The 21,517-nt window shown below is 73.8% G+C and carries 8 protein-coding genes and 1 pseudogene; 3 read left to right on the forward strand and 6 right to left on the reverse strand.

The genetic code is table 11. From position 1 onward, the window contains the following. Nucleotides 1–13: 13 nt before the first annotated feature. On the reverse strand, nt 14–718 hold the full coding sequence (locus ACH4S9_RS27005) for a response regulator transcription factor (RefSeq protein WP_352127275.1): 705 nt from the start codon (nt 716–718) through the stop codon (nt 14–16). A gap of 288 nt (nt 719–1,006) precedes the next feature. Continuing rightward, nucleotides 1,007–3,562 (reverse strand): PA14 domain-containing protein, encoded by a 2,556-nt coding sequence (locus ACH4S9_RS27010; protein ID WP_398374130.1) that lies wholly within the window; start codon nt 3,560–3,562, stop codon nt 1,007–1,009. A gap of 347 nt (nt 3,563–3,909) precedes the next feature. On the opposite strand from ACH4S9_RS27010, the gene ACH4S9_RS27015 reads away from it, so the two are divergent. Genes ACH4S9_RS27015 through ACH4S9_RS27025 form a run of 3 tightly spaced genes read left to right on the forward strand, consistent with a single transcriptional unit; the run spans nt 3,910 to nt 6,045 of the window. After that, entirely contained in the window at nt 3,910–4,365 is a 456-nt protein-coding gene (locus ACH4S9_RS27015) for a MarR family winged helix-turn-helix transcriptional regulator (protein WP_398374131.1), read from the forward strand. Then, the gene (locus tag ACH4S9_RS27020) at nt 4,362–5,216 is read left to right on the forward strand and encodes an ABC transporter ATP-binding protein (RefSeq protein ID WP_398374132.1); all 855 of its coding nucleotides are present in this window, start codon (nt 4,362–4,364) and stop codon (nt 5,214–5,216) included. Before ACH4S9_RS27015 ends, ACH4S9_RS27020 begins: the two co-directional genes overlap by 4 nt. After that, the gene (locus ACH4S9_RS27025; protein ID WP_311722041.1) at nt 5,176–6,045 is read left to right on the forward strand and encodes an ABC transporter permease; all 870 of its coding nucleotides are present in this window, start codon (nt 5,176–5,178) and stop codon (nt 6,043–6,045) included. The genes ACH4S9_RS27020 and ACH4S9_RS27025 overlap by 41 nt, the downstream gene beginning before the upstream one ends. An 11-nt stretch (nt 6,046–6,056) precedes the next feature. On the opposite strand, the pseudogene ACH4S9_RS27030 reads toward ACH4S9_RS27025, so the two are convergent. From ACH4S9_RS27030 to ACH4S9_RS27045, 4 genes and pseudogenes are all read right to left on the reverse strand, one after another. Next, nucleotides 6,057–7,253, reverse strand: a pseudogene (locus ACH4S9_RS27030) (glycosyltransferase); the annotation flags it as partial. Between the two features lie 55 nt (nt 7,254–7,308). Next, nucleotides 7,309–8,181 (reverse strand): TauD/TfdA dioxygenase family protein, encoded by an 873-nt coding sequence (locus ACH4S9_RS27035; protein WP_398374133.1) that lies wholly within the window; start codon nt 8,179–8,181, stop codon nt 7,309–7,311. Between the two features lie 52 nt (nt 8,182–8,233). Continuing rightward, nucleotides 8,234–17,500 (reverse strand): amino acid adenylation domain-containing protein, encoded by a 9,267-nt coding sequence (locus ACH4S9_RS27040; RefSeq protein WP_398374134.1) that lies wholly within the window; start codon nt 17,498–17,500, stop codon nt 8,234–8,236. After that, nucleotides 17,500–21,492, reverse strand: coding sequence for an amino acid adenylation domain-containing protein (locus ACH4S9_RS27045; protein WP_398374135.1), 3,993 nt, complete (start codon nt 21,490–21,492; stop codon nt 17,500–17,502). The genes ACH4S9_RS27040 and ACH4S9_RS27045 overlap by 1 nt, the downstream gene beginning before the upstream one ends. Nucleotides 21,493–21,517: the final 25 nt, after the last annotated feature.

Here is a 21,517-nt window from a genome sequence, read left to right on the forward strand (position 1 = left end):
GCGGGGCTTCCGCTCACCGCCGGGGCCTGCGCAGCACATAACCGGTGCCGCGCACCGTATGGATCAGCTTCGGCTCGTCCAGGTCCACCTTGCGCCGCAGATAGCTGATGTACGAGGCGACGATGCTGTCGTCGCCCCCGAAGTCGTACTGCCAGACCAGCTCCAGGAGCTGGGACTTCGACAGCACCTGCCCGGCGTTCTCCATCAGCACGCGCAGCAGGCTGAACTCGGTCGGGGAGAGCTGCACGGGGCGGCCGCCCAGGGTCACCTGATGGCTGTCCGGGTCCAGCTCAAGTGGGCCGACGACCAGCCGGCCGTCGGCCTGCCGGCCGCTGGTGCGGCGCAGGATGGCCCGGATGCGCAGGACCAGCTCCTCCAGGTTGAACGGCTTGGTGACGTAGTCGTCACCGCCCGCTCTGAGCCCGCTGATCCTGTCCTCGGCCGCATCGCGGGCGGTGAGGAACAGCACCGGCGGATGCCCCGCCGCCGCGGCGGGATGCTGCCCGCGCAGCCGGCGGACGACCTCGAAGCCGTCGAAGTCGGGCAGCATCACATCCAGCACGATCAAGTCGGGACGCCGCTCCCGCACCGCGGCCAGCGCCTGGGCGCCGGTCGCGACCGGGACCACCGCGAATCCGGCCAGCCGCAGGCTCGCGGACAGCAACTCGCGCAGCGTCGGCTCGTCTTCCACCACCAGTAGCCGTTCCGATGCCGTCATCCGTCCCGTCCCCACCCGATCGTCCGCCGACGGTCAGTCTTCCGCTCTTCCGGGGCGGATCCGCACGAGTCTGGGTGCGCCATGTGAACCGGGAGGCCCGGCCGACGGAAACCGGCAGGTCATGGCGGCCGTCCGGCCGGAGACTCACAGAAACTCACAGAAAGCGGTGCCCGGCTCAGCAGCGGCTCGATGAACCGGGCGGCGTCCGTGACGCCTTAGGCGGCGTCCTGCACTGGGGGGCCGGGGCCGCCCGGCGGGACGGGGAGGGGTCCGCCGGGCGGCTCGGGGTCAGGCGCAGTTGGCGGGGGTCGCCCGCGACGCGTCGTCGATCAGCGCCTCGTGGGCCTCCTTGAGCCGCCGTGCATCGGGCTTGACGACCTTGCGGTCGTAGGTGAGCAGCCCGTTGAGCTCGCCCTCGACGTCCGAGATCTGGGTGTACACCGCGCCGTTGCCGCCCTTGCAGGCCAGGGCGTGCACCTCGGCCAGCTTGGCCAGGTAGTCATCGGTGTAGGTGGCCGGGTCGACGTCGACGTAGGACTGCTGTACCGACCAGGCGTGTCCGGGTACGGCCAGGCCGAGGCCGCCGTACTCGCCGCTGACCTGGGCGCGCTTGCCGTCCGGGTGCGGGGGCAGCGCGGGGCTCGGGTAGCCGTGCTCGTCCATGATGTCGCCGGTGCCGCCGTCCGCGCCGAGGTTGAGGCCCGACATGCTGTTGACCAGCCGGGTCGGGTCCCAGGCCTTGGCCTGGTCGGCGATGCGGGCCATGTCGTACTGGCCCCAGCCCTCGTTGAAGGTGACCCACATGACGACCGACGGGCTGCTGATGTGCTCGTCGATCATCTGCTTCATCTCGCGCTCGTACTCGGCGCGGGACGCCGAGTCCGGGTTGACCCCCGCGGTCATCGCGGGCATGTCCTGCCACACCAGCAGGCCCAGCCGGTCCGCCCAGTAGAACCAGCGGTCCGGTTCGACCTTGATGTGCTTGCGGACCGAGTTGAAGCCCATGTCCTTGTGCGCCCGCAGGTCGTAGGCCAGGGCCTCGTCGCTGGGCGCGGTGTGCAGGCCGTCCGGCCAGAAGCCCTGGTCGAGGGTGGCCATCATGAACACCGGCTTGCCGTTGAGGACCGTGCGCGGGGTGCCGTTCACGTTCTCGACCGCGATGGAGCGCATGCCGAAGTAGCTGCGGACGCGGTCGGAGCCGACACTCACCTTCAGGTCGTAGAGGAACGGATCGTCGGGCGACCACAGGCGCGCGTTGTGGATCTTCAGGGTGAGCGGGGCGCCGCTGCGCCCGCTGACGGTGGCGACGGCTTGCTTGCCGTCGTAGGCCGTCGCCGTGACCGGAAGACCGTCCCGCACGCCCCGCGGCTCGACCGTCACGGTGCCCGCGTCCACATCCGGGGTGAGCTTGAGCGAATCGACATGGTCGGCCGCGACCGGCTCCAGCCACACCGTCTGCCAGATGCCCGAGGACGGCGTGTACCAGATGCCGCTGGGGTCGAGGCGCTGCTTGCCGAGGGGCGGGTTCTCACCGCTCGCGGCGTCGGTCGGGTCGTAGACGCCGACGATCAGCTCCTGGGTGCGGCCCGGCTTGAGGGCATCGGTGATGTCGGCGCTGAACTTGTCGTAGCCGCCCTGGTGGTCGGCGACCTTGGCGCCGTTGACATAGACCTCCGTCCGCCAGTCGACCGCGCCGAAGTTCAGCCGCAGCTGCTTGCCGGAGCCGATCTTCCAGTCAGCCGGGACGGTGAAGGTGCGCCGGTACCACATGCGGTCCTCGTGCCGCTCGATCCCCGACAGCTGGGACTCCACGGGGTACGGGACGAGGATCCTCTCGGCGAGGTTCCTGCCCACCGGCGGCCGTTCGCCCGCCTTGGCCGCGGCGAACTGCCAGGTGCCGTTGAGGTTCCTCCAGTCGCCGCGGGTCAGCTGCGGTCTCGGGTACTCGCGGTGGGCGTTGGCCGGGGTGACGTCATCGGCCCACCGGGTGCGCAGTTCGTACGTCGAGTGGTTGGCGCCGCTGCTCCAGAAGGGCTTGACAACGTTGCCGGTCGTGCCGGTGAGGCCGCCCGTTCCGTCGTAGCGCACGTCGGCGGTGCCGCGTGCGGTGCCGGTCTTGTTGCCGACGACGGGCTCCTCGAGCGCGACCAGCAGCGACTTGGGGTCGGCCTGGTCCAGCCGGGCCTTGCCGAGCGGCCAGGTGGCGCCGCCGATCACCGCGGTCAGGTGGTCGGTGAGCCCGGCCGGGGGCGTCTGGAGCTTCTGGGTGAAGTCGAGCTTGAGCGTCCGGCCGTCCCCCAGGACCGTGGTGGCGATGGCGCCGTCGTAGTCGTAGCCCTCGGGCAGCAGGAAGGCGGACTGCGGGACGCGTGTCTTCGTGCCGCCGGGCGGTGTCCAGCGCACATGAAGGTTGGAGCCTCCGTAGTGCTCGAAGTACTCGACCTTGATGTCGTACGCCGTGTCCGCCGTCAACTCCACCGGCGCGCTGGTCTGTTCGCGGTCCCAGTCGTCGACCCAGTGGTCGATGACGAGCTTGTCGCCGACCCAGAGGCGGAAGCCGTTGTCCCCGGTGATCGAGAAGGTGGTGGGGCCGGTCTTCTCCGGCACGATCCGGCCGGTCCAGCGGACGCTGACGTCGTCCGAACGGCCGGTGGCGGAACTCAGCCGGGACTCCAGGGAGTCGAAGTCGAGCTGCGGGTCGAACCCGGTGGCCTTGAGCTCGTGGAAGTCGAAGGCGCCGGGGGCGGACTGGGTGTAGTACTCGCCCTTGAGGCCGTGAATCTCGGCGGGATCGTCCGCGGCCGTCGCGGCGGGCGCGGCGGCCAGTCCCGCGGCACCCAGCACCGCCGCGAGGAGCGGGGCGAGTCGGTTTCTCAGCGGTCTGAACGGACTTAACGATCTGATGCGCACGAATCCTCCTTGACTGAGGAAGGGTGGCGGCTCGGTGCTTCAGTCTGTACAACGTTGTCATCAGGAGCAGTTGGCATGAGAGCACGGCTTCCGGTTGTAAGTCCAGACCATGCACAGGCTCCCGGTTCAGGAGCACCCGTCGATGCCACTCGCCGGACCCCTGCCCCGAGCGGAGGCGTCCACGAACACCGGCAGGGCGAAGTTCGGCGATGTATCGGTGACGGCCCGTCCCGGCCGCCGGACGTGACCGTTTACCTCTCATTGAGAGGTAAAGTGGAGGCGTGGTCACAGAGAACTTCCCGGACTCGTTCGCCGATGTGCTGGGCGGCGTCCAGCGGCTGATCCGGCGGCGGCTGCGGGCCGGGATGACGGAGCCGCGGCTGCGGGGTGCGCAGGTGGAGCTGTTGTGGTTGGTCATGGCCCGTCCCGGGATCCGGGTGTCGGCCGCGGCCAAGGAGCTGTACCTCGCGGGCAACTCGGTCTCCACCCTGGTGAACCAGCTGGTGAAGGCGGGCTATCTGCACCGCGAGACCGATCCCGGGGACCGGCGCTCCGGACTGCTGACGGCCACCCCCGCCGCCGAGGCCCGGCTGCGGGAGTGGCGGGCGCGGCGCGGGGCGCTGGTCCGCGAGCAGGTGGCGCGGCTGTCCGAGGACGAGCGGGCGGCGCTGGCCGCGGCCGTTCCGGCGCTGCGCAAACTGGCCGAGAACCTTCATGAGGAGGTGGACGGGCTATGACCGACATCTCGGAGCGGGCCGCTCCGGTCGCGCTCGTCTGCGAGGGGCTGCGGTACGCGTTCGGGGCGACCAAGGCGGTCGACGGCCTGGAGCTGTCGGTCCGGACCGGCGAGGTCTTCGGGCTGCTCGGCCCCAACGGAGCGGGCAAGACCACCGCGATCCGCTGCATCACCACCCTGCTGCCGGTCCCGTCCGGCATGGTGCGGGTGTTCGGGCACGACGCGGCGAAGGAGCGGATGGCGGTCCGCAGGCTGCTGGGCTATGTACCGCAGCAGCTGTCCGCCGACGCCGGGCTCACCGGCCGGGAGAACGTGGAGCTGTTCGCCCGTGTCTTCGACGTCACCCGCCGGGAGCGGGCCGCCCGCGTGGCGCGGGCGCTGGAGGCGGTGGGCCTCACCTCGGCGGCCGACCGGCTCGCCAAGACGTACTCCGGTGGCATGGTCCGCCGCCTCGAACTGGCGCAGGCGCTGGTCAGCGCGCCCCGGCTGCTGATGCTGGACGAGCCGACGATCGGCCTGGACCCGATCGCCCGGACCAGCGTGTGGGAGCACATCAACGCGGTACGGGCGGCCACCGGGATGACCGTGCTGGTCACCACGCACCACATGGACGAGGCCGACCAGTACTGCGACCGCGTCGCGCTGATGCACCGCGGCCGGATCCACGCCCTCGGAACGCCCGACGAGCTCCGCTCCGCGCTGGCCGACCGCCGCCGGGCGGAGGGCGAGGCCGATCCGAGGCCGACGCTCGAGGACGTCTTCCGGGACGTCGCCGGCAGCGGCCTCGATGAGCAGGGAGGAGACTTCCGCGATGTCCGGAGCACCCGTCGCACCGCGTCCCGGGTCGGCTGAGGCCCCCGGGTTCGTACCGCACGCCCGGTCCGATCCGCTGCTGACCCCGCCGCGCCCCCGCACCGGCTGGCGGATGGTGCCCGCGCGGGTCGGCGCGATGTGCGTGGTCGAGTTGCAGAAGCTGCGACACGACCGCACCGAGCTGTACACCCGGGCCGTCCAGCCCGCCCTCTGGCTGCTGATCTTCGGCGAGACCTTCACCCGGCTCAAGGCCATCCCGACCGGCGGCATACCGTACATCGACTATCTCGCGCCCGGCATCATCGCCCAGTCCGCGATGTTCATCGCCATCTTCTACGGGATCCAGATCATCTGGGAGCGGGACGCCGGGATCCTCACCAAACTGCTGGTCACCCCGACCCCGCGAGCCGCCCTGATCACCGGCAAGGCCTTCGCCGCCGGGGTGAAGGCGCTGATCCAGGCGGTCGTGGTGATCGTCATCGCGGCACTGCTCGGGGTGGGGCTGACCTGGAATCCGCTGCGGCTGCTCGGGGTGGCCGTCGCGGTGATCCTCGGCTCGGCCTTCTTCTCCTGTCTGTCGATGACCATCGCGGGGATCGTGCTGACCCGCGACCGGCTGATGGGCATCGGGCAGGCCATCACCATGCCGCTGTTCTTCGGCTCCAACGCGCTGTATCCGCTGGCGCTCATGCCCGGCTGGCTCCAGGCCGTCAGCACCGCCAATCCGCTGAGCTATCAGGTCGACGCGTTGCGCGGACTGCTGCTCGGCACCCCGGACCATCTCGTACTCGACTTCGTCGTCCTGGTGCTGGCGGCGGGGGCCGGGATCGCGGCGGCCTCCTCGCTGCTGGGGCGGCTGGCGCGCTGACCCGATCGGCCGGCGCCGAGCAGCAGCTCCGCGGCCACCGTCGTCCCGTCGGTGCGGACCGCGCCGGCCACGGCGGTCGCTCGGGCCCGGGTCTCGGGGGCCAGGGCCGTCCTGAGCGCGGCCGACAGGGACTCGGCGGTCGGAGTCGGGCCCTCGTGCGCCGCGCCGATGCCCAGTTCGGCCACCCGGCCGGCCCAGTACGGCTGGTCCACCATCTGGGGTACGACCACCTGGGGCGCGCCCGCCCGGGCGGCCGCCGTGGTCGTGCCCGCGCCGCCGTGGTGCACAACGGCGGCCACCCGGCCGAACAGCGCCTGGAGGTTGGCCTCGCCGACGACGAAGCAGTCGTCCCGGTCGTCGACCGGGGCCAGCTCGGCCCAGCCGTGGGAGACGACCACGCGGCGGCCCTGCGCGCGGATCGCCTCGACGGCCACCCGGGCGGCGTCCTCCGGTGCGCGCATGCTGCCGAAGCCCACGTACACCGGTGGTGTGCCGGCGTCCAGGAACGCCTCCAACCCGGCCGGGAGCGGGCGTTCCTTGGGCAGGATCCACGCGCCGGTCTGCACCACATCGAGGTCCGGGGTCTCCTGCCACGGGCTCAGAGTCGGATCCGTCGCCAGCCACGGGCGGTCGGTGAAGACGTGGTCCCGGACGTTGTCCACCGGTGGCAGGCCGATCGACGCCCGGCGGGTGTTGAGCGCCGCGCCGAACAGCTCCTGGATGGCCTGGGCGTCCAGGTCCCACAGCGCCCGGTTGTCGGTCACGTCCGCCGGGAACGGCAGGCCCTCCCGCGGTGGCGGGGGGTAGTGCGGTGACGGAAGGGCGACCGGAAAGTAGCTCGCGTACACGTAGCGGATGCCCCGTTTCTCCGCCACCGACCGCGCGGCGACCTGGCTCAGACCGGCCGCCACCAGCGCATCACATCCCTCCGCCGCCGCGCCGACCACATCGAACTGCTGGGCGACCAACTCGACGCGCCGCCGGGCCAGTTCCGCCGCCGACGGGGGCGTCGCCCCGTGCATCAGCGGGCGGACCGGCCGGCCGAGCGGCACCATCGGCACGCCGACACCGGCCAGCAGCCGGGCGAACTCCTGGTCCGGGGGCGCGCACATCCGCACCTCCGCGCCGAGCGCCCGCAACCGCACCGCCAGTCCCACCATCGGTTCGACGTCCCCGCGCGATCCGTACGTCGACAGCAACACACGCATGCGGACTCCCGTCTCCTTGGGTATCCGGGCTCGGGTATCCGGGCTCGGCCCCGGCTCAGCCCTTGAGCGGGCCGCCGTTGATGGCCACCCGGCGGCCGTAGCGGGTGTGCGGGTAGTAGTCGTACGTCGCGTGGTGCTGGACGCAGCGGTTGTCCCAGAACACCAGGGTGCCGGGCGCCCAGCGCACCCGACAGGAGAGCAACGGGCGTTCCGCGACCACCTTGAAGAGCAGGTCCAGCACCGCCCGGCTCTCGTCGGCCGACAGCTGCGGGATGCGGTCGGTGTAGGCGGGGTTGACGTAGAGGACCCGGCGGTCGGTCTCCGGGTGCCGGACCACCAGCGGGTGCTCGGACTTCGGCACCACGTAGTCCGGTGGCAAGGGGTACCCCCTGAGCGACAGCCCGCCGTCGTGCACGGCGGTCAGCCCGTCCAGCAGCCCGCGCAGCGCGGGGGAGAGCATGTCGTAGGCCAGGTACATGTTGGCGAACAGAGTGTCGCCGCCGCAGCCCGGCTCGGGTGTCCGGGTGATGTGCAGCATCGAGCCGAGCGACGGCTCCGCGTCCGCGGTGCCGTCGGCGTGCCAGCCGTTTCCCGCCACGTTGCTCGCCTCGGCGCTGGTGCGGATCTCCAGCACGTACGGGTCGCCCTCCGGCGGCGGCGGGTTGACCGGACGGGGTTCGCCGAAGTGGCCGGCGAACCGCTTGTGGTCGTCCACGCCGATGTCCTGCCTGCGGAAGACCAGCACATGGTGGTCGAGGAAGGCGCGGCGGACCTCGGCCAGCTGTTCCTCGGTCAGCTCCTGGGTGAGGTCAAGACCGGAGACCTCGGCGCCGATGACCGGGGTGATCGGCGCGACCTCGATGGTCCGGTACTCGGCCCGTGGCCGGGTGGTGATCCGCTTGATGGCGTCCAGTTCGTAGTCTTCCATGGCTCTCCCTGCCGGTATGGGGCGGATGGTTCCGGGCGGCCGGTGCCGGTCGTCAGCGCCGACCGGCCACCTCGCGGTGGACGTCGTTGACCGCGGTTGTCACCGCCGCCACATGGGGTGGCCGGACCAGGCCGTAGTGGGTGGTCTCCAGCTCCTCCCAGGCGCCCGGCGCGGTCAGATGGGCCCGCCACAGCTCCCGCTGCTCGGCGGGCGAGCCGAGGGGCGGCAGGCCCTGCTCCGGGAGCCGGGCCAGCCACATCCGGGCCGGGGTGGCGGCCAGCCGCGGCAGCCGGTGCCCGGCCATGGCACGGAGGTTGGCCAGGCAGCGCCGGGTGAGGCGGTCGGCGTACTCCCGGGCCGCCTCGCCGTCCCGGCCATCGCCGCCGAGCCCCAGCTCGTGCGCGAAAAGCGCCTGCAACTCCGCCTCGCCGTACGTCCGGTAGAGCGGGCCGGAGCCGGGTGGCGGCGGGTCCAGCAGGTGGAGTGTGTCCACGGGCCGGCCGGCCGCTTCCGCTTCGGCGGCCATGCCGAGGGCCACCCAGGCGCCGAACGACCACCCGGCGAGCTGCCGGTGCCGGCCGGCGGCCGGGAAGCGCGCTTCCAGCGCCGCGTGGTAGTGGCGGGCCCGCTCGGCGATGGTCCACTCCGGGCCGCCGGGCCGGCGCAGCGCCGGGTCGGCGATCAATGCCACGGTCAGCCGCGGGTCGAGGCCCGCGACCAGCGCGCGGTACGCCTGGATGTCCCCGCCGACCGGGTGCACCAGGCACAGCACCCCGGTTCCGGTGCCCTGCTGCCACACCTCGAGCGCCACCTGCGATCCGGCCACCGGGACGGCATCGGCCGCCCCGGCCGTACCGTCGGTGTCGCGCGCCGCGGTGCGGGCCCGGTCCAGCAGGGTCAGCACCTCGTTCAGCGAGACCTGGTGGCTCAGCTCGGCCAGGTCGAGCTCCACGTCGAAATGGCGCTTCATCTCGCCGATGAGGTCCAGCAGGGTCAGCGAGTCGGCGCCCAGGTCGTAGAGCGAGGTGTCCGGGTCGAGGGCGTCAAGACCCAGCCACTCGCACAGCCGGTCGCCCAGCAGCCCGGCCGGTTCGCTCCCGCTCTCCGCGGGGCCGGGCCGCGAACCCCCGGCGTCCCGTGTGGCGGTCGTGGTGGCCGGGGCGGGGGCGGGTCCGGCGTAGAAGGCGCGGGACGCCTCCAGCTCGGTGGTGGAGACCAGCACCTGCGGCAGTTGCGCGGCCAGCGCCCGCGCGAAGGTCCGGCGGCCCTCCGCCACCGTCAACCCGACCGCCAGATGGGCCTGGTGGCGGGCGTCCGAGGCCGGGGCACGCAGCGCCATCCCGGCCTCGCGCCACACGTCCCAGCCGATGGCCAGCCGGAGCGTCGCCCCACCGCCCTCCGGCTCGTGGTGGGCGAAGGCGTCCAGCACCCCGGCCGCCGCAGCGTAGTCGAACTGGCCGACCCCACCCAGCGTCCCGGCCATGGAGGAGCAGTAGACGGCCAGCCGCGGCCGGAACCGCTCCACCAGGCGCTCCACCAGCAGCGCACCGTGCAGCTTGGCGAGCGAACCGGCCCGCGCCACGGCGGGGTCGCGGCGCGCGATCAGCCCTCCCGCCCCCGCGCCGGCCGCGTGCACCACGGTGTCCAGCCGCCGGGTGCGGTCGGCGACGAGAGCAACGAGAGCGGCGAGTTGCTCCAGGGAGCCGGCGGCGGAATCCGCGGCCAAGTCGGCCTCGACCAGCTCGATCCGGTCGGCCCATGGCGCCAGCGCGCCCGGCAGCTCCGGCCGCCGGGCCAGCAGCAGCACCCGGCCGGCGGTCCGCTCCAGCAGCCAGCCGGCGATCGTGGCGCCGATTCCGCCGGTGCCGCCCAGCACCAGGTGGGCCGTGTCCGCCCCGGTCGGCAACACCGGTTCGACGGCGGGCGATGGCGTCGCCACCGGCACCGTGGCCCGCCGCCACCAGTAGCCGTGGCGCAGCGCCAGGTGCGCCGGCAGGGGCTCGTCGGCGCTGTCGGCGGCCAGCAGCGCCGCCAGTGGCGCCGCCCAGCCGGGCGGCGCGGCGGCCGGGAGGTCGACCCAGTGCCCGGCGGCGGCGCCCTCCTGCGGCGCCACCTCGGTGACCCCGGCGAGCAGCGCCGACTCGGGCCGCTCCACCGGACCGCCCACCGGCCGGGCCCGGTACGACAGCCACACCGGGCGCGGCGTGATGCCGGTCCGCCCGGCCGCCGCCCGGACCAGCGCGGCCGGAGCGTCCAGGCAGGCCCAGCGGGCCCGGCGCAGCCGGTCGGTGTCGACCGGGCCCGCCACGCTCAGCGGCAGCGCGTGCAGCCAGTCCACGGCGCCCAGGCCGCCCAGCGCGTCCAGCAGCGCGCCGAGCGACGCCGGGTCTGCCGGGTCCACCAGGTAGGAGTCGTCGTCGAGCCGGGCGAACCCGTCCGCGGCGGCCACCAGCACCACCCGCGGACGGACCGAGCGCAGCTCCCGTACCTGCTCCGGGTCGGCCGGGCCGTCCGTGACCAGGACCAGCGGGCGGGAAGCGGCAGCCGGGGCGGTGGCGCCCGCCCGGCGGAACCGGACCCAGTGCGGCTGGTGCAGCCACCGCTCCTCGGCCAGCCGGGCCGGCCGGCCGGCACCGGTCGGCGCCGGCCCGGCCGCCGCCCGCTCGATGTCGTACTCCGCCCGGTCGAAGGAAGGCGGGGGGAAGTCCCACGGCGGCTGCGCCGGCCCCGCCGGCCAGCCGATCCGCCGGCCGGCCAGCCAGTCGGCGACCAGCCGCGGCGCGCCGCGGTCCGCCGCCGGGACCGGCCCCGTGTCCGGACGGTCCGGCTGTACCTCGGTGGCGGTGGTGGCGGCGGTGCGCAGCCACCGCACCGCCGAGGCCGGGTCCGGGCAGACCGCCGCCATCCGCCAGCGGCGGGCCGGTCGGCCGGCCTGGAGATGGCGCAGCACCGCCGGGTACTCCTGCCGGCGCTCCGCGAGGTACGCGGCGATCCGGTCCGCGTCGGCGCGCAGCGCCGCCTCGCTGGAGGCGGAGAGCAGCAGACAGGGCGGTGGCGCGTCGGCCGGCCGCCCCGGCTCGCCCGCTTCGATCACCGCGTGCGCGTTGGCGCCCCCGATGCCGAAGCTGCTGACCGCCGCCACCCGCGGCCGGTCGGCCGGCCAGGGCAGCGCCTCGGTCGGCACATAGAACGGTGTCGGGTCGGGGCCGAGCCGCGGGTTGAGGGCGCGGAAGTCCAGCGTGGGCGGGATCAGGCCGTGGTGGACACACAGCGCCGCCCGGACCAGCCCGACCACGCCGGCCGCCGCGCCCAGGTGGCCGATCTGGCTCTTGACCGAGCTCAGCGCGGTACGGCCGGACTCCGGCACCTCGAACGCCTGGCGCAGCGCGCCGACCTCGACCGGATCGCCGAGCCGGGTGCCGGTGCCGTGCGCCTCGACATAGCCGAGGTCGGCGCCGGTACGCCCGCTGCGGCGCAGCGCGGTACGGATCACCTCGCGCTGGCCGGCGAGCGAGGGGGCGCTGTAACCGAGTTTGTCCGAACCGTCGTTGTTCACCGCCGACCCGGTGATCAGCGCGTAGACCGTGTCACCGGCGCTGCGGGCCAGCCGCAGCGGCTTGAGCACCAGCATGCCGACCCCGCTGGAGCCGACGGTGCCGGTGGCGTCGTCGCTGAAGGACCGGCAGTGGCCGTCCACCGAGTAGATGTGCTGCGGCCGGTAGCGGTAGCCGTCGCTCAGCCCGGTGTCCACCAGCACCCCGCCGGCCACCATCACATCGGCGTCGCCCTGCCGCAGCAGCCCGGCGGCCACATGCACCGCGAAGAGCGAACTGGCGCACGCCGCCTGGACGGTGAAGGCGGGGCCGGTCAGGCCGAGGTGGTAGGCGGCCTTGGTGGCCAGAAAGTCCTTCTCGTGGTGGAGCGCGAGCTGGAACCCGTCCGGCAGCCGGTCCGGGTCGGTCTCACGCAGCATGGCCTGGAAGTAGGTGTTCTCGCCCGCACCGGCCACCAGCCCGACCCGCACCGCCGAGGTGTCGGCGATGCCGGCGTGCGCCAGCGCTTCGACGCAGGTCATCAGCGTGTGCCGCTGCTGTGGGTCCATCAGCCGGGCCTCCTGCCGGCTGATGCCGAAGTGTTCCGGGTCGAAGTCGAGCAGCCCGTCCATCTGGCTGCGCGCCCCGACCAGCCCGTCCGGCGCGTCGAAGTACTCGATGCCACGGCCACCGTCGCGGATCAGCTCCCAGAAGGCCCGCAGGTCCGGGGCGCCGGCCAGCCGTACGGCCATCCCGACCACCGCGATCGGCTCCTGGTCCGCCGCGCCGGCCGAACGCGCGGCGGGGGCCGAGGGCTGGTCCGCGGCGCCCCCGCCGGAGCGGTCCGGCCCCGTGCCGTCCAGGAAACGGGCCAGCGCACGTACCGTCACCTGCTCGAACAGGTCGGTGATCTCGAACCGCAGGCCGAGCGTGGTGGTGCACCGCAGGTGGAACCGCATCAGCCCCAGGCTGGACGCACCGGCCTCGAAGAACGTCTGGTCCGGGCCGATGGGCGCACCGGTCACCGCCTCGAACGCGGCGGACAGTTCGGCCTCCCGCGCCGACAGCCGCTGTCCGTCGGCCGGGGCGCGCCGCAGCTCCCGGCCCGGGGCGCGCAGCGCCGCCCGGCGGTCCAGTTTGCCGCTCGGGGTGCGCGGCAGCGATTCCAGACGACGGAACCGGTCGATCCGTACGTGCGGCGGGAGCAGCGGCAGCAGGTGGTCGGCCAGCTCCCGGGCCGAAGGGGGTTCGTCGCGGCACTCCAGGCAGGCGGTCAGCCCGCCACTCTCCGGGACCACCACCGCGCCCGTCACCCCCGGGTGGCGCAGCAGCGCGGCCTCCACCTGGCCCAGCTCAAGACGGTGGCCGCTCAGCTTGATCTGCTGGTCGACCCGGCCGTGGTAGTGCAGCAGCCCGTCGTGGCCAAAGGCGGCCCGGTCGCCGCTGCGGTAGCACAGGCCCGCTCCGGGCAGTTCGACGAAACGCTCCCGATTCAGCGCGCCGTCGCCCGGATAGCAGCGGGACACCATGGTGCCGCCGATCAGCAGATCGCCGACGCGACCCGGTGGCAGCGGCTCGCCGGCCGGGTCCACCACCCGCAGCAGCGCTCCGGCCACCGGCACGCCGATGGCCGGCCGCTCCGGCCAGTGCGCCGGGTCGCCGTCCAGACACAGCGCGCTGACCACGTGTGTCTCGGTCGGCCCGTAGTGGTTGAACAACCGGGCGCCCGGCAGGCCGGCGAACCAGCGGCGGATGGCGTCGGTGCACACCAGTTGCTCGCCCGCGGTGACCACCTCGCGCAGCCGGGACGGGTAGCGGCCCAGATGGACGGCGTGTTCGGCCAGCAGTTGCAGCGCCACGTACGGCATGAAGATCCGCTCCACGCCGGCCGCCTCCAGCTGGTCGAGCAGCGCGGGGGCGTCCTGCCGCCAGCCGGGGCGTACGAGGTGCAGACAGCCACCGGCGCACAGGGTGGTGAAGATCTCCTGGAACGAGACGTCGAAGGACAGCATGGAGTACTGCTGGGTCACGGCCGGTGCGCCGAGCCCGCCCTCGGCCGCCTGCCAGTGCAGCAGGTTGGCCAGCGTGTGGTCGAAGACCTGGACGCCCTTGGGCACCCCGGTGGAGCCGGAGGTGAACAGCGTGTACAGCGGACGTCCGGCGTGCTGCGGCAGCGGTACGGCGGGCGGCTCGCCGTCCGCCAGGGTGACCGTCCGGCGTGCCGTGCCGCCCGGGTCCACCGCGTCGAACGCCGGCCCGCCGCCCGGCGCGAGGAGCACGCACACCGGGTCGACCTGGCGCAGGATCTGCCGCAGCAACTCGGTCGGATAGGCCGGGTCGAGCGGCACCGCCGTCCAGTTGAGCCGGGCCAGCGCCAGCAGTGCCACCACGTGCTCCACCGACGGCTCCATGAACAGCGCCACCTGCCGTGGCCGCTCGTCACCGGCGGCCAGGGGGTGACCGGCCCGCAGCTCTCCGGCGAGCGCCGCCGCCCACCGGTCAAGACGCGCGTAGCCGACCGGTCCGTCCGCGGCCACCAGGGCCGGCGCGTCCGGGGTCCGGGCCACCTGGGCGGTGATCCCCTCGGCCACCGTGGTCCAGCCGCCGGTCGGCTCGGGGCCGCGCCCGAACTCCGGCAGCCCGCGCCGGTACGGGGCCGCCAGCTCGACGGGGGTGCCGGACCGGCCGGTGGCGAGCAGGTCGAGGGCGGCCCGGAACAGCCGGTCCATGGCCTCGACCTCGGCGGCCGCGAAGTGGTCGGCCGCGTACTCCCACAGGCAGTCGAATCCGTCCGGGTGTTCCACCAGCGAGACGGTCAGCGCCACCTTGGCCTCGGCCGGTGCCCGCCACTCCGGCCGGGCGGCGATCCCCGGCAGCTCCAGCGCGCCGAAGTCGGTGTTCTCCAGGACGAACAGAATGTCGAAGGGGGACTCGTCGGCCAGGTGGCCACGGTCCTCCAGCACGTCCGCGAGCGACACGTCCTGCCACTCCAGGGTCTCGCGCACCGCCGCGCCCAGCCGTAGCAGTTCGGCGCGCAGCTCGCCGCGTGGCGCCACCGACACGGGCAACAGCACGGTGTTGGCGAACATCCCGACACTCGACTCGAACTCCTGCACAGGACGGCCCGTGACCGGCGTGGCGATCCGCGGCCGGGTCCGGCCGGTCACCGCGTACAGGCTCCAGGCGCACACGCCGAGCAGCAACTCGAAGCGGCTCAGCTCCAGTTCGCCGCAGAGCCGGTCCACCGCGGCACGGCGGTCCGCGCCCAGCGCGGTGTGCCACAGCCGGCCCTCGGGTCGGGGCCGGTGGCGGGCCGGGCGCAGCGGCTCGTCGGGCTCCTCCTCGGCGGCCCACCGCTCGCGCAGCCCGGCGCGCAGCGCCTGGTACCCCGCCCCGGCGAACCAGTCGGCCTGCCAGGCCGCGTGGTCCAGCGGGGTGGGCGCCCCGGAGACCTCCGGCAGCGCGGTGTCCGGCGACCCCAGCGCCCGGGCGTAGCAGGCCGACAGGTCGCCGAAGAGCACGGTCAACGACCAGCCGTCCACCGCGATGTGGTGCAGACGCAGCAGCAGCGTGCCGCCGTTCCGCCGCGGCAGCCAGCAGGCGGCCAGCATCCGGGGGCGCGCCAGCTCGTGCGGCTCGGCGAAGAACCGGTCGGCGAAGGCGGACATGGCCTCCTCATCGGCGAGAGCCGTGGCCTCCGGCTCGGTCCACGGGTCGTACGGCTCGCCCACCACTTGCAGCAGACCGTCCGGCGACGCCTCGAACCCGGTACGCAGGGCCGGATGCCGGGCCACCAGGCCGCACAGAGCCCGGCGCAGCGCGGCCCGGTCCACCGGCCCGTCCAGCCGCAGCGCCTGGCCCACCGTGTAGCCACGGGAGCCGGGGAAGCGCTGGTGGTGCAGCCAGAGCCGCTGCTGCTCGCTGGTGGCCGGACCGCGGGTGGCACCGGACGGCGGGGCCGGCACCGGGTGGCGCGGTCCGGCCGCCGAGCCTGCCTGATCGATCGCCTCGGCGATGGTGGCGAAGTCGGCGTGCAGCACCGCCGCTTGGCTCAGCTCGTGCCCCCAGCGGCGGCGGATCTCGAACCGAAGCCGCAGAGCCCGCAGCGAGTCGCCCCCGCTGGAGATCCATCGGTCGGTGGGGCGCAGCCCCGACGTGGCGAGCACCGCCTCGGCCAGCTCCAGCACCTCGCGCTGCCGGGCGGTGACCGGGGCGACCGGGCCCGTGTCGGCCGAGCGCTGCCACGGGCGGTCCGTACGGCGCAACAGCGCGGCCCGGTCCACCTTGCCGTTGCCGGTCAGCGGCAGCGCGTCCACCCGGTGCACCCGGTGCGGCCTCATATAGGCCGGTACGGCGGACGTCAGATGCCGGTCGAACTCCTCGAACTCCAGCTCCGGGCCGGCCACCAGATAGGCCAGCAGCTCGTGTCCGGCGGCCTCCGGATCCTCCCGGGTGCAGACATACGCCTGCCGGACCGCCGGGTGCGCCGCGATCCGCCGTTCCACCTCGGCCGGCTCGATCCGGAAGCCACGCACCTTCACCTGCCGGTCCATCCGGCCCAGATAGCTGATCACGCCGTCGGGGTCGGCCCGCACCAGGTCACCGGTGCGGTAGTGGCGCTCCCGGCCGCCGTCGTGCCAGGGCAGCCGGACGAACCGCTGGGCGGTCTCCTCGGGCAGGTTGCGGTAGCCGGTCGCCACGCCCGGCCCGGACAGCAGCAGCTCGGCCACCTCGCCCGGTTCGGCGACGCGTTCGGAGCCCGGCACCACCAGCAGCGCGCCGGTCTCCGGGATCGGCAGGCCGACCGGCACCACGTCCGCGTCGAAGTCCCGGGGGATCGGGTGAATGAGCGCGAAGGTGCATACCTCGGTGGGGCCGTAGATGTTGTGCAGCACCGTGGTGCCGCCGGCGTTGTGCTCGTACCAGCGCCGTACCACGGCCGGGTTGAGCTGCTCGCCGCCGACCATTACCTGCCGGGCACCGGCGAAGCAGGAGGGCACGGTGTCCACCACGGCGTGGAAGAGCGCGGTGGTGACGAACAGCGTGTCGATCCGCTCACGCAGCAGCGCGGCGGCGAGCCGGTGCGGCGACTGCACGTCCTCGTCCCGCAGCACCACACAGCAACCGCCGGTCAGCAGCGGTGTCCATATCTCGAAGTCGATCGCGTCGAAGGCCGGGTTGGACAGGCAGGAGAACCGTGCCCCCGCCACCGGCCGCAGCCAGCCGGGCAGCGCCATCCGCATGACGCCGGTCTCCGGCAGCTCCACGCCCTTGGGGCGGCCGGTGGTGCCGGAGGTGTAGAGGACCAGCCCGGCCGGCCGCTCCGGAAACCCGTCGAATTCTCCCGGCCCGGCCCGGTGGTCCGATACGGCGCTCAGCAGCCGGGCCGCCGACAGCGGACGCACCGTGGCCGGCGGGTCCTCGGGCCCTGTGGTGCCGTGCACCAGCACCACGCTGCCCGAGTCCGTGAGGATGTGCGCCTGTCGCTCCGGCGGGCTCTGGGTGTCCAGCGGCACCACCCGGGCGCCCAGCCGCAGCGCTCCGAGCACCACCACGACCAGTTGCCAGGAGCGGGGCAGGCCGACCGCGACCGCATCGCCGGGGCGCACTCCATGGCCGCGCAGCGCCGCGGCCACGTGAGCGCCCGCGGCGTCCAGCGCCGCGTAACTGAACCGGCGGCCCTGGTCCACGAGCGCGATCGCGTCGGGGGTGAGCCGCGTCTGGAGGTGGACGCCGTGTGCCAGACCGGTCGCCACCCTGGCCGGTATGCCGCTCGAGGTCGTCATCAGAGCCCCAGCGCCACAGTCGGCACGGACGGCACGCCCGGCACGGCCGGGCGCCCCGCCTCCGCGGCGTCCAGCCGGGCCAGTTCCGCGACGACCACCTCGGCCACCGCCGGCACCTGCGAGGCCTCCAGCAGCTCCCAGTGGCCGCAGTCGAGCGGCACCACCGCGAACCCCGCCCCGGCCCGCCGCCGCCAGAACTCATGGGTCGGGTGCGGGCCCGCCGCGCCCGGCCCGTCCGCGGCGGCCTCGATCAGGGTCAGCGGGGCGGTGGTCGGCCGCGGCTGGTGGCCGCGGGCGGTCATCCGGCTGTGGTTGTAGGTCGCGAAGTACCGGGTGAGCTGGTCGGCGTCGATGCCCGGGTACATGCCGTTGAACCGCACCAGCTTCTCGGTGAACTCCTCGTACTCCACCGGCTGGATCGCGGCCCGCTCGGCCGGGTCGTCGGAGGCCTGGGTGTCCAGCAGCACCACGCTCAGCCGGGAGTGTCCGGCCAGCGCCAGCCGTCGGCCCATCTCATGCGCGATCAGACCGCCGTACGACAGCCCGCACAGCACCAACGACTGGTCCGGGCGGGCGCCGATCAGCTCCAGGTACGCCTGCGCCATCGCCTCGACGGTGGGCAGCGGCGCCTCGTCCGGATTGAGGCCCGGGGCCTGGACGCCCCAGACCCCGATGTCCTCGGGGAGCGCGCCGGCCAGCGGCAGATAGCAGAAGGCGGTACCGCCGGCCGGATGGACGCAGATCAGCCGCCGCAGGCCGGCGCCGGCCCGGAACTCGATCAGGTTCGTGCCCGGCGGCCCGGAGGCGCCCCGGCGCAGCCGTTCGGCGAGTGCCTCGATGGTCGGATGCCGGATCACCTCGCGGATGGGCAGCGTCTCGCCGAACTCCTCGCCGATCGCGTGGGCCATCTTGATGGCCGAGATGGAGGTGCCGCCGACATCGAAGAAGTCGTCCGATATGCCGATGGCGGGGTGGAGCAGCAGCCGGGACCAGATCCGGTGCAGCGCCAGCTCCACATGGTCGCGCGGGGCCGAGATGTTGACCTGCGCCGGCAGCGCCGCCCGGGCCCGCTCCAGCAGGGCCGCCCGGTCCAGCTTGCCACTGCGGCCCAGCGGCAGATCGGGCAGCTCCACGAAGACCGCGGGGACCATATAGTCCGGCAGCCGCTCGGCCAGCGCCGCCCGCCACTCGTGCGGTTGCCGGGACGGCGCCCCGCCGCGTGCGATCCCCGCCACCAGCCGTGGTTCGCCGGCCGGGTCGCGGTCGACCACCACCGCGGCCTCCCGCACCCCCGGCAGCGCCAGCAGAGCCGCCTCGACCTCGCCCGGCTCGATCCGGAAGCCGCGCAGCTTGACCTGGTCGTCGCGGCGGCCGGCGTACTCGGCGTTGCCGTCCGGCAGCCGGCGGGCCAGATCGCCGGTGCGGTAGATCCGGCCGCCCGCGACGAACGGGTCGCTCCGGAACCGCTCGGCGGTCAGCTCCGGCTGGTTGAGATATCCGCGGGCCACGCCCGCCCCGCCGATGTACACCTCGCCCACCACGCCGGGCGGCACCGGCCGCATCCGCTCGTCGAGCAGGTAGAGCCGGGTGCCGGGCAGCGGCCGGCCGATCGGGCACGGCCGGTCCACCGGCCGCGGATCGAGGTAGGCGGTGCTGTACAGCGTGGTTTCGGTCGGTCCGTAGCCGAAGCAGATCCGCAGCCCGGGCAGGGCCGAGGCCATCCGGTGGAGCGCCGCCTCGGGCAGCGACTCCACACCGGTCAGCAACTGGCGAAGCGCCAGCCCGGCCAGCCGGCCTTCCGGGTCCTCGTCGATCCACCGCACATAGGCCGGCGGCAGGAAGGCCTGGACCACCCGGTGTTCGCGCAGCCAGCCCATCAGCGCGGCCGGGTCGCCGCGTAACCCCTCGGGCACCAGGTGCACTTCGGCGCCCGTGGTGAGCGGCAGCAGCAGTTCGTGCACCGAGGCGTCGAATCCGATGCTCGACCAGGCCGAGGTCGCCTCGCCCGGGGTGGCGCCGAACCGCGCGAGCCACTGGTCGAAGAGGTTGAGCACATTGCCGCGGGTCACCGCGACACCCTTGGGGCGGCCGGTGGAGCCGGAGGTGTACATCACATACGCCAGATGCGAGGGCGGAACGGCGATGCCCGGTGCGTCGTCCCGCGCGCCCTCGGCCTCGACGGCCGTCAGCGACTGCCAATTGTCCGGCGCGCCCCGCCGGTCGGTGAGCACCAGCGCCGGCCGTGCGTCGGCCACCATCGCGGCCAGCCGTTCGGCCGGCTGGCCCGGGTCGAGGGGAAGCCAGCCGGCGCCGGCCTTGAGGACGCCGAGCACCCCCACCACCAGCTCGGCCGACCGGCCGGCGTGCACCGCGACCACCTGGTCCGGGCGCACCCCGCGGGCGATCAGGGCGTGCGCCAGCCGGTTGGCCCGCCGGTCGAGGTCGGCGTAGGCCAGCCGACGCTCGCCGTCCACCACCGCTGTGGCCGCCGGGGCGGCCCGCACCCGCGCCTCGAACCGCTCGACCAGCCCGGCCGGTTCGGCGGCCCGCTCCGCTGTTCGAGCGGTGCCGGGCCCGGCGGCGTCCCAGTCGGCCAGCAGCTCGGCGATCTCCGCCTCGTCCAGCAGCGCGTACTCGGTGACCGGCCACCCGGGCTCCCGGGCCAGCTGCTCCAGCACCCGGACCAGATAGCGCACGTGGCGTTCGACGGTCTCCCGGTCGAAGAGCGCGGTGGCGTAGTCCAGATCGCCGACGATCCGCCCCTCCGCCTCCTCCAGCGCCAGGACCAGGTCGAACTTGGCCGGGGCGAACGGCATCGGCAACAGCCTCACCGCCACCCCCGGCAGCTCCAGCACCCCCTCCATGGGCGGGACCCAGGCGAGCATGGTCTGGAACAACGGGGTGTGCGCGGCGCTGCGCGGCGGGTTGACCAGCTCCACCACCTGCTCGAACGGCAGGTCGACGTTCTTCACCCCGGCCCGGACCGTGGCCCGTACCTGCCGCAGCAACGCGGAGCCGGTCGGCGCGTCCGCCAACTCGACCCTCAGCGCCAGCGTGTTGACGACGAAGCCCATGATGCCGCCGACATCGCCGCGCCGGCGATTGGCCGTAGGGGTGCCCACCACCAGGTCCCGCTGCCCGGACAGCCGGGACAGCACGATCGACCAGCCGGTCAGCAGGGTGGCGAAGAGCGAACCCCCGTGCTCCTCGGTGACCGCCTTGAGCGCCGTGGTCAACTCCGGGCCGATCTCCAGGCGCACCCGGTCGCCGGAGTGGTCCTGCTCGGCCGGGCGCGGCCGGTCGGTCGGCAACTCCAGCAGCGGTGGCACGCCGGCCAGCTTCCCGGCCCAGTACTCCTCCTGCGCGGCGGGCTCCCCGCCGGCCATCCACGTCCGCTGCCCGCGGGTGAAGTCGGCGTACTGCCACCGCGCCGGCGGGAGCGGATCCGGCTCGCCACGCAGCAGGGCCGCGTAGAGCGCGCCGGTCTCGCGCAGCATCATGCTCCGGGACCAGCCGTCGAACATCGCGTGATGCACGGTCAGCACGATCACATGGTGATCCGGGCCGAGCACCACCAGCCGTCCGCGGGCCAGCGGTTCGGCGGCCATGTCGAACGGCACGACGGTCTCCCGGCGCAGCAGGTCGGCCAGCCGGTCCTCGGCATCCGGGCGGCCGGTCAGATTGTCGACCGCCAGCGCGAAACCGGTGTCCGCCGGATCGACCTGCTGGTACGCCTCGCCCTCGAACGGCACCAGTCGGGTGCGTAACGCCTCATGACGGACGGTCAGGGCGTCCAGCGCCCGCCCCAGCACCGTCCGGTCCAGCGGTCCCCGCAGCCGGAAGGCCATCGGCTCGTTGTACGCGGCACTGGCACCGTCCCGCTGGGAAAGCACCCACAGCCGACGCTGGCCGTAGGAGAGCGGCGGCCGACTGTCAGGCCGCGGAACGGGTGCCGGGCCGGTTGAGGAGGCAGAACCGGACAACGATGTCATCGACAAGAGCAGCCCTTCTCACGTG

The organism is Streptomyces sp. NPDC021225 (genome assembly GCF_044332865.1).
Lineage (GTDB): Bacteria > Actinomycetota > Actinomycetes > Streptomycetales > Streptomycetaceae > Streptomyces.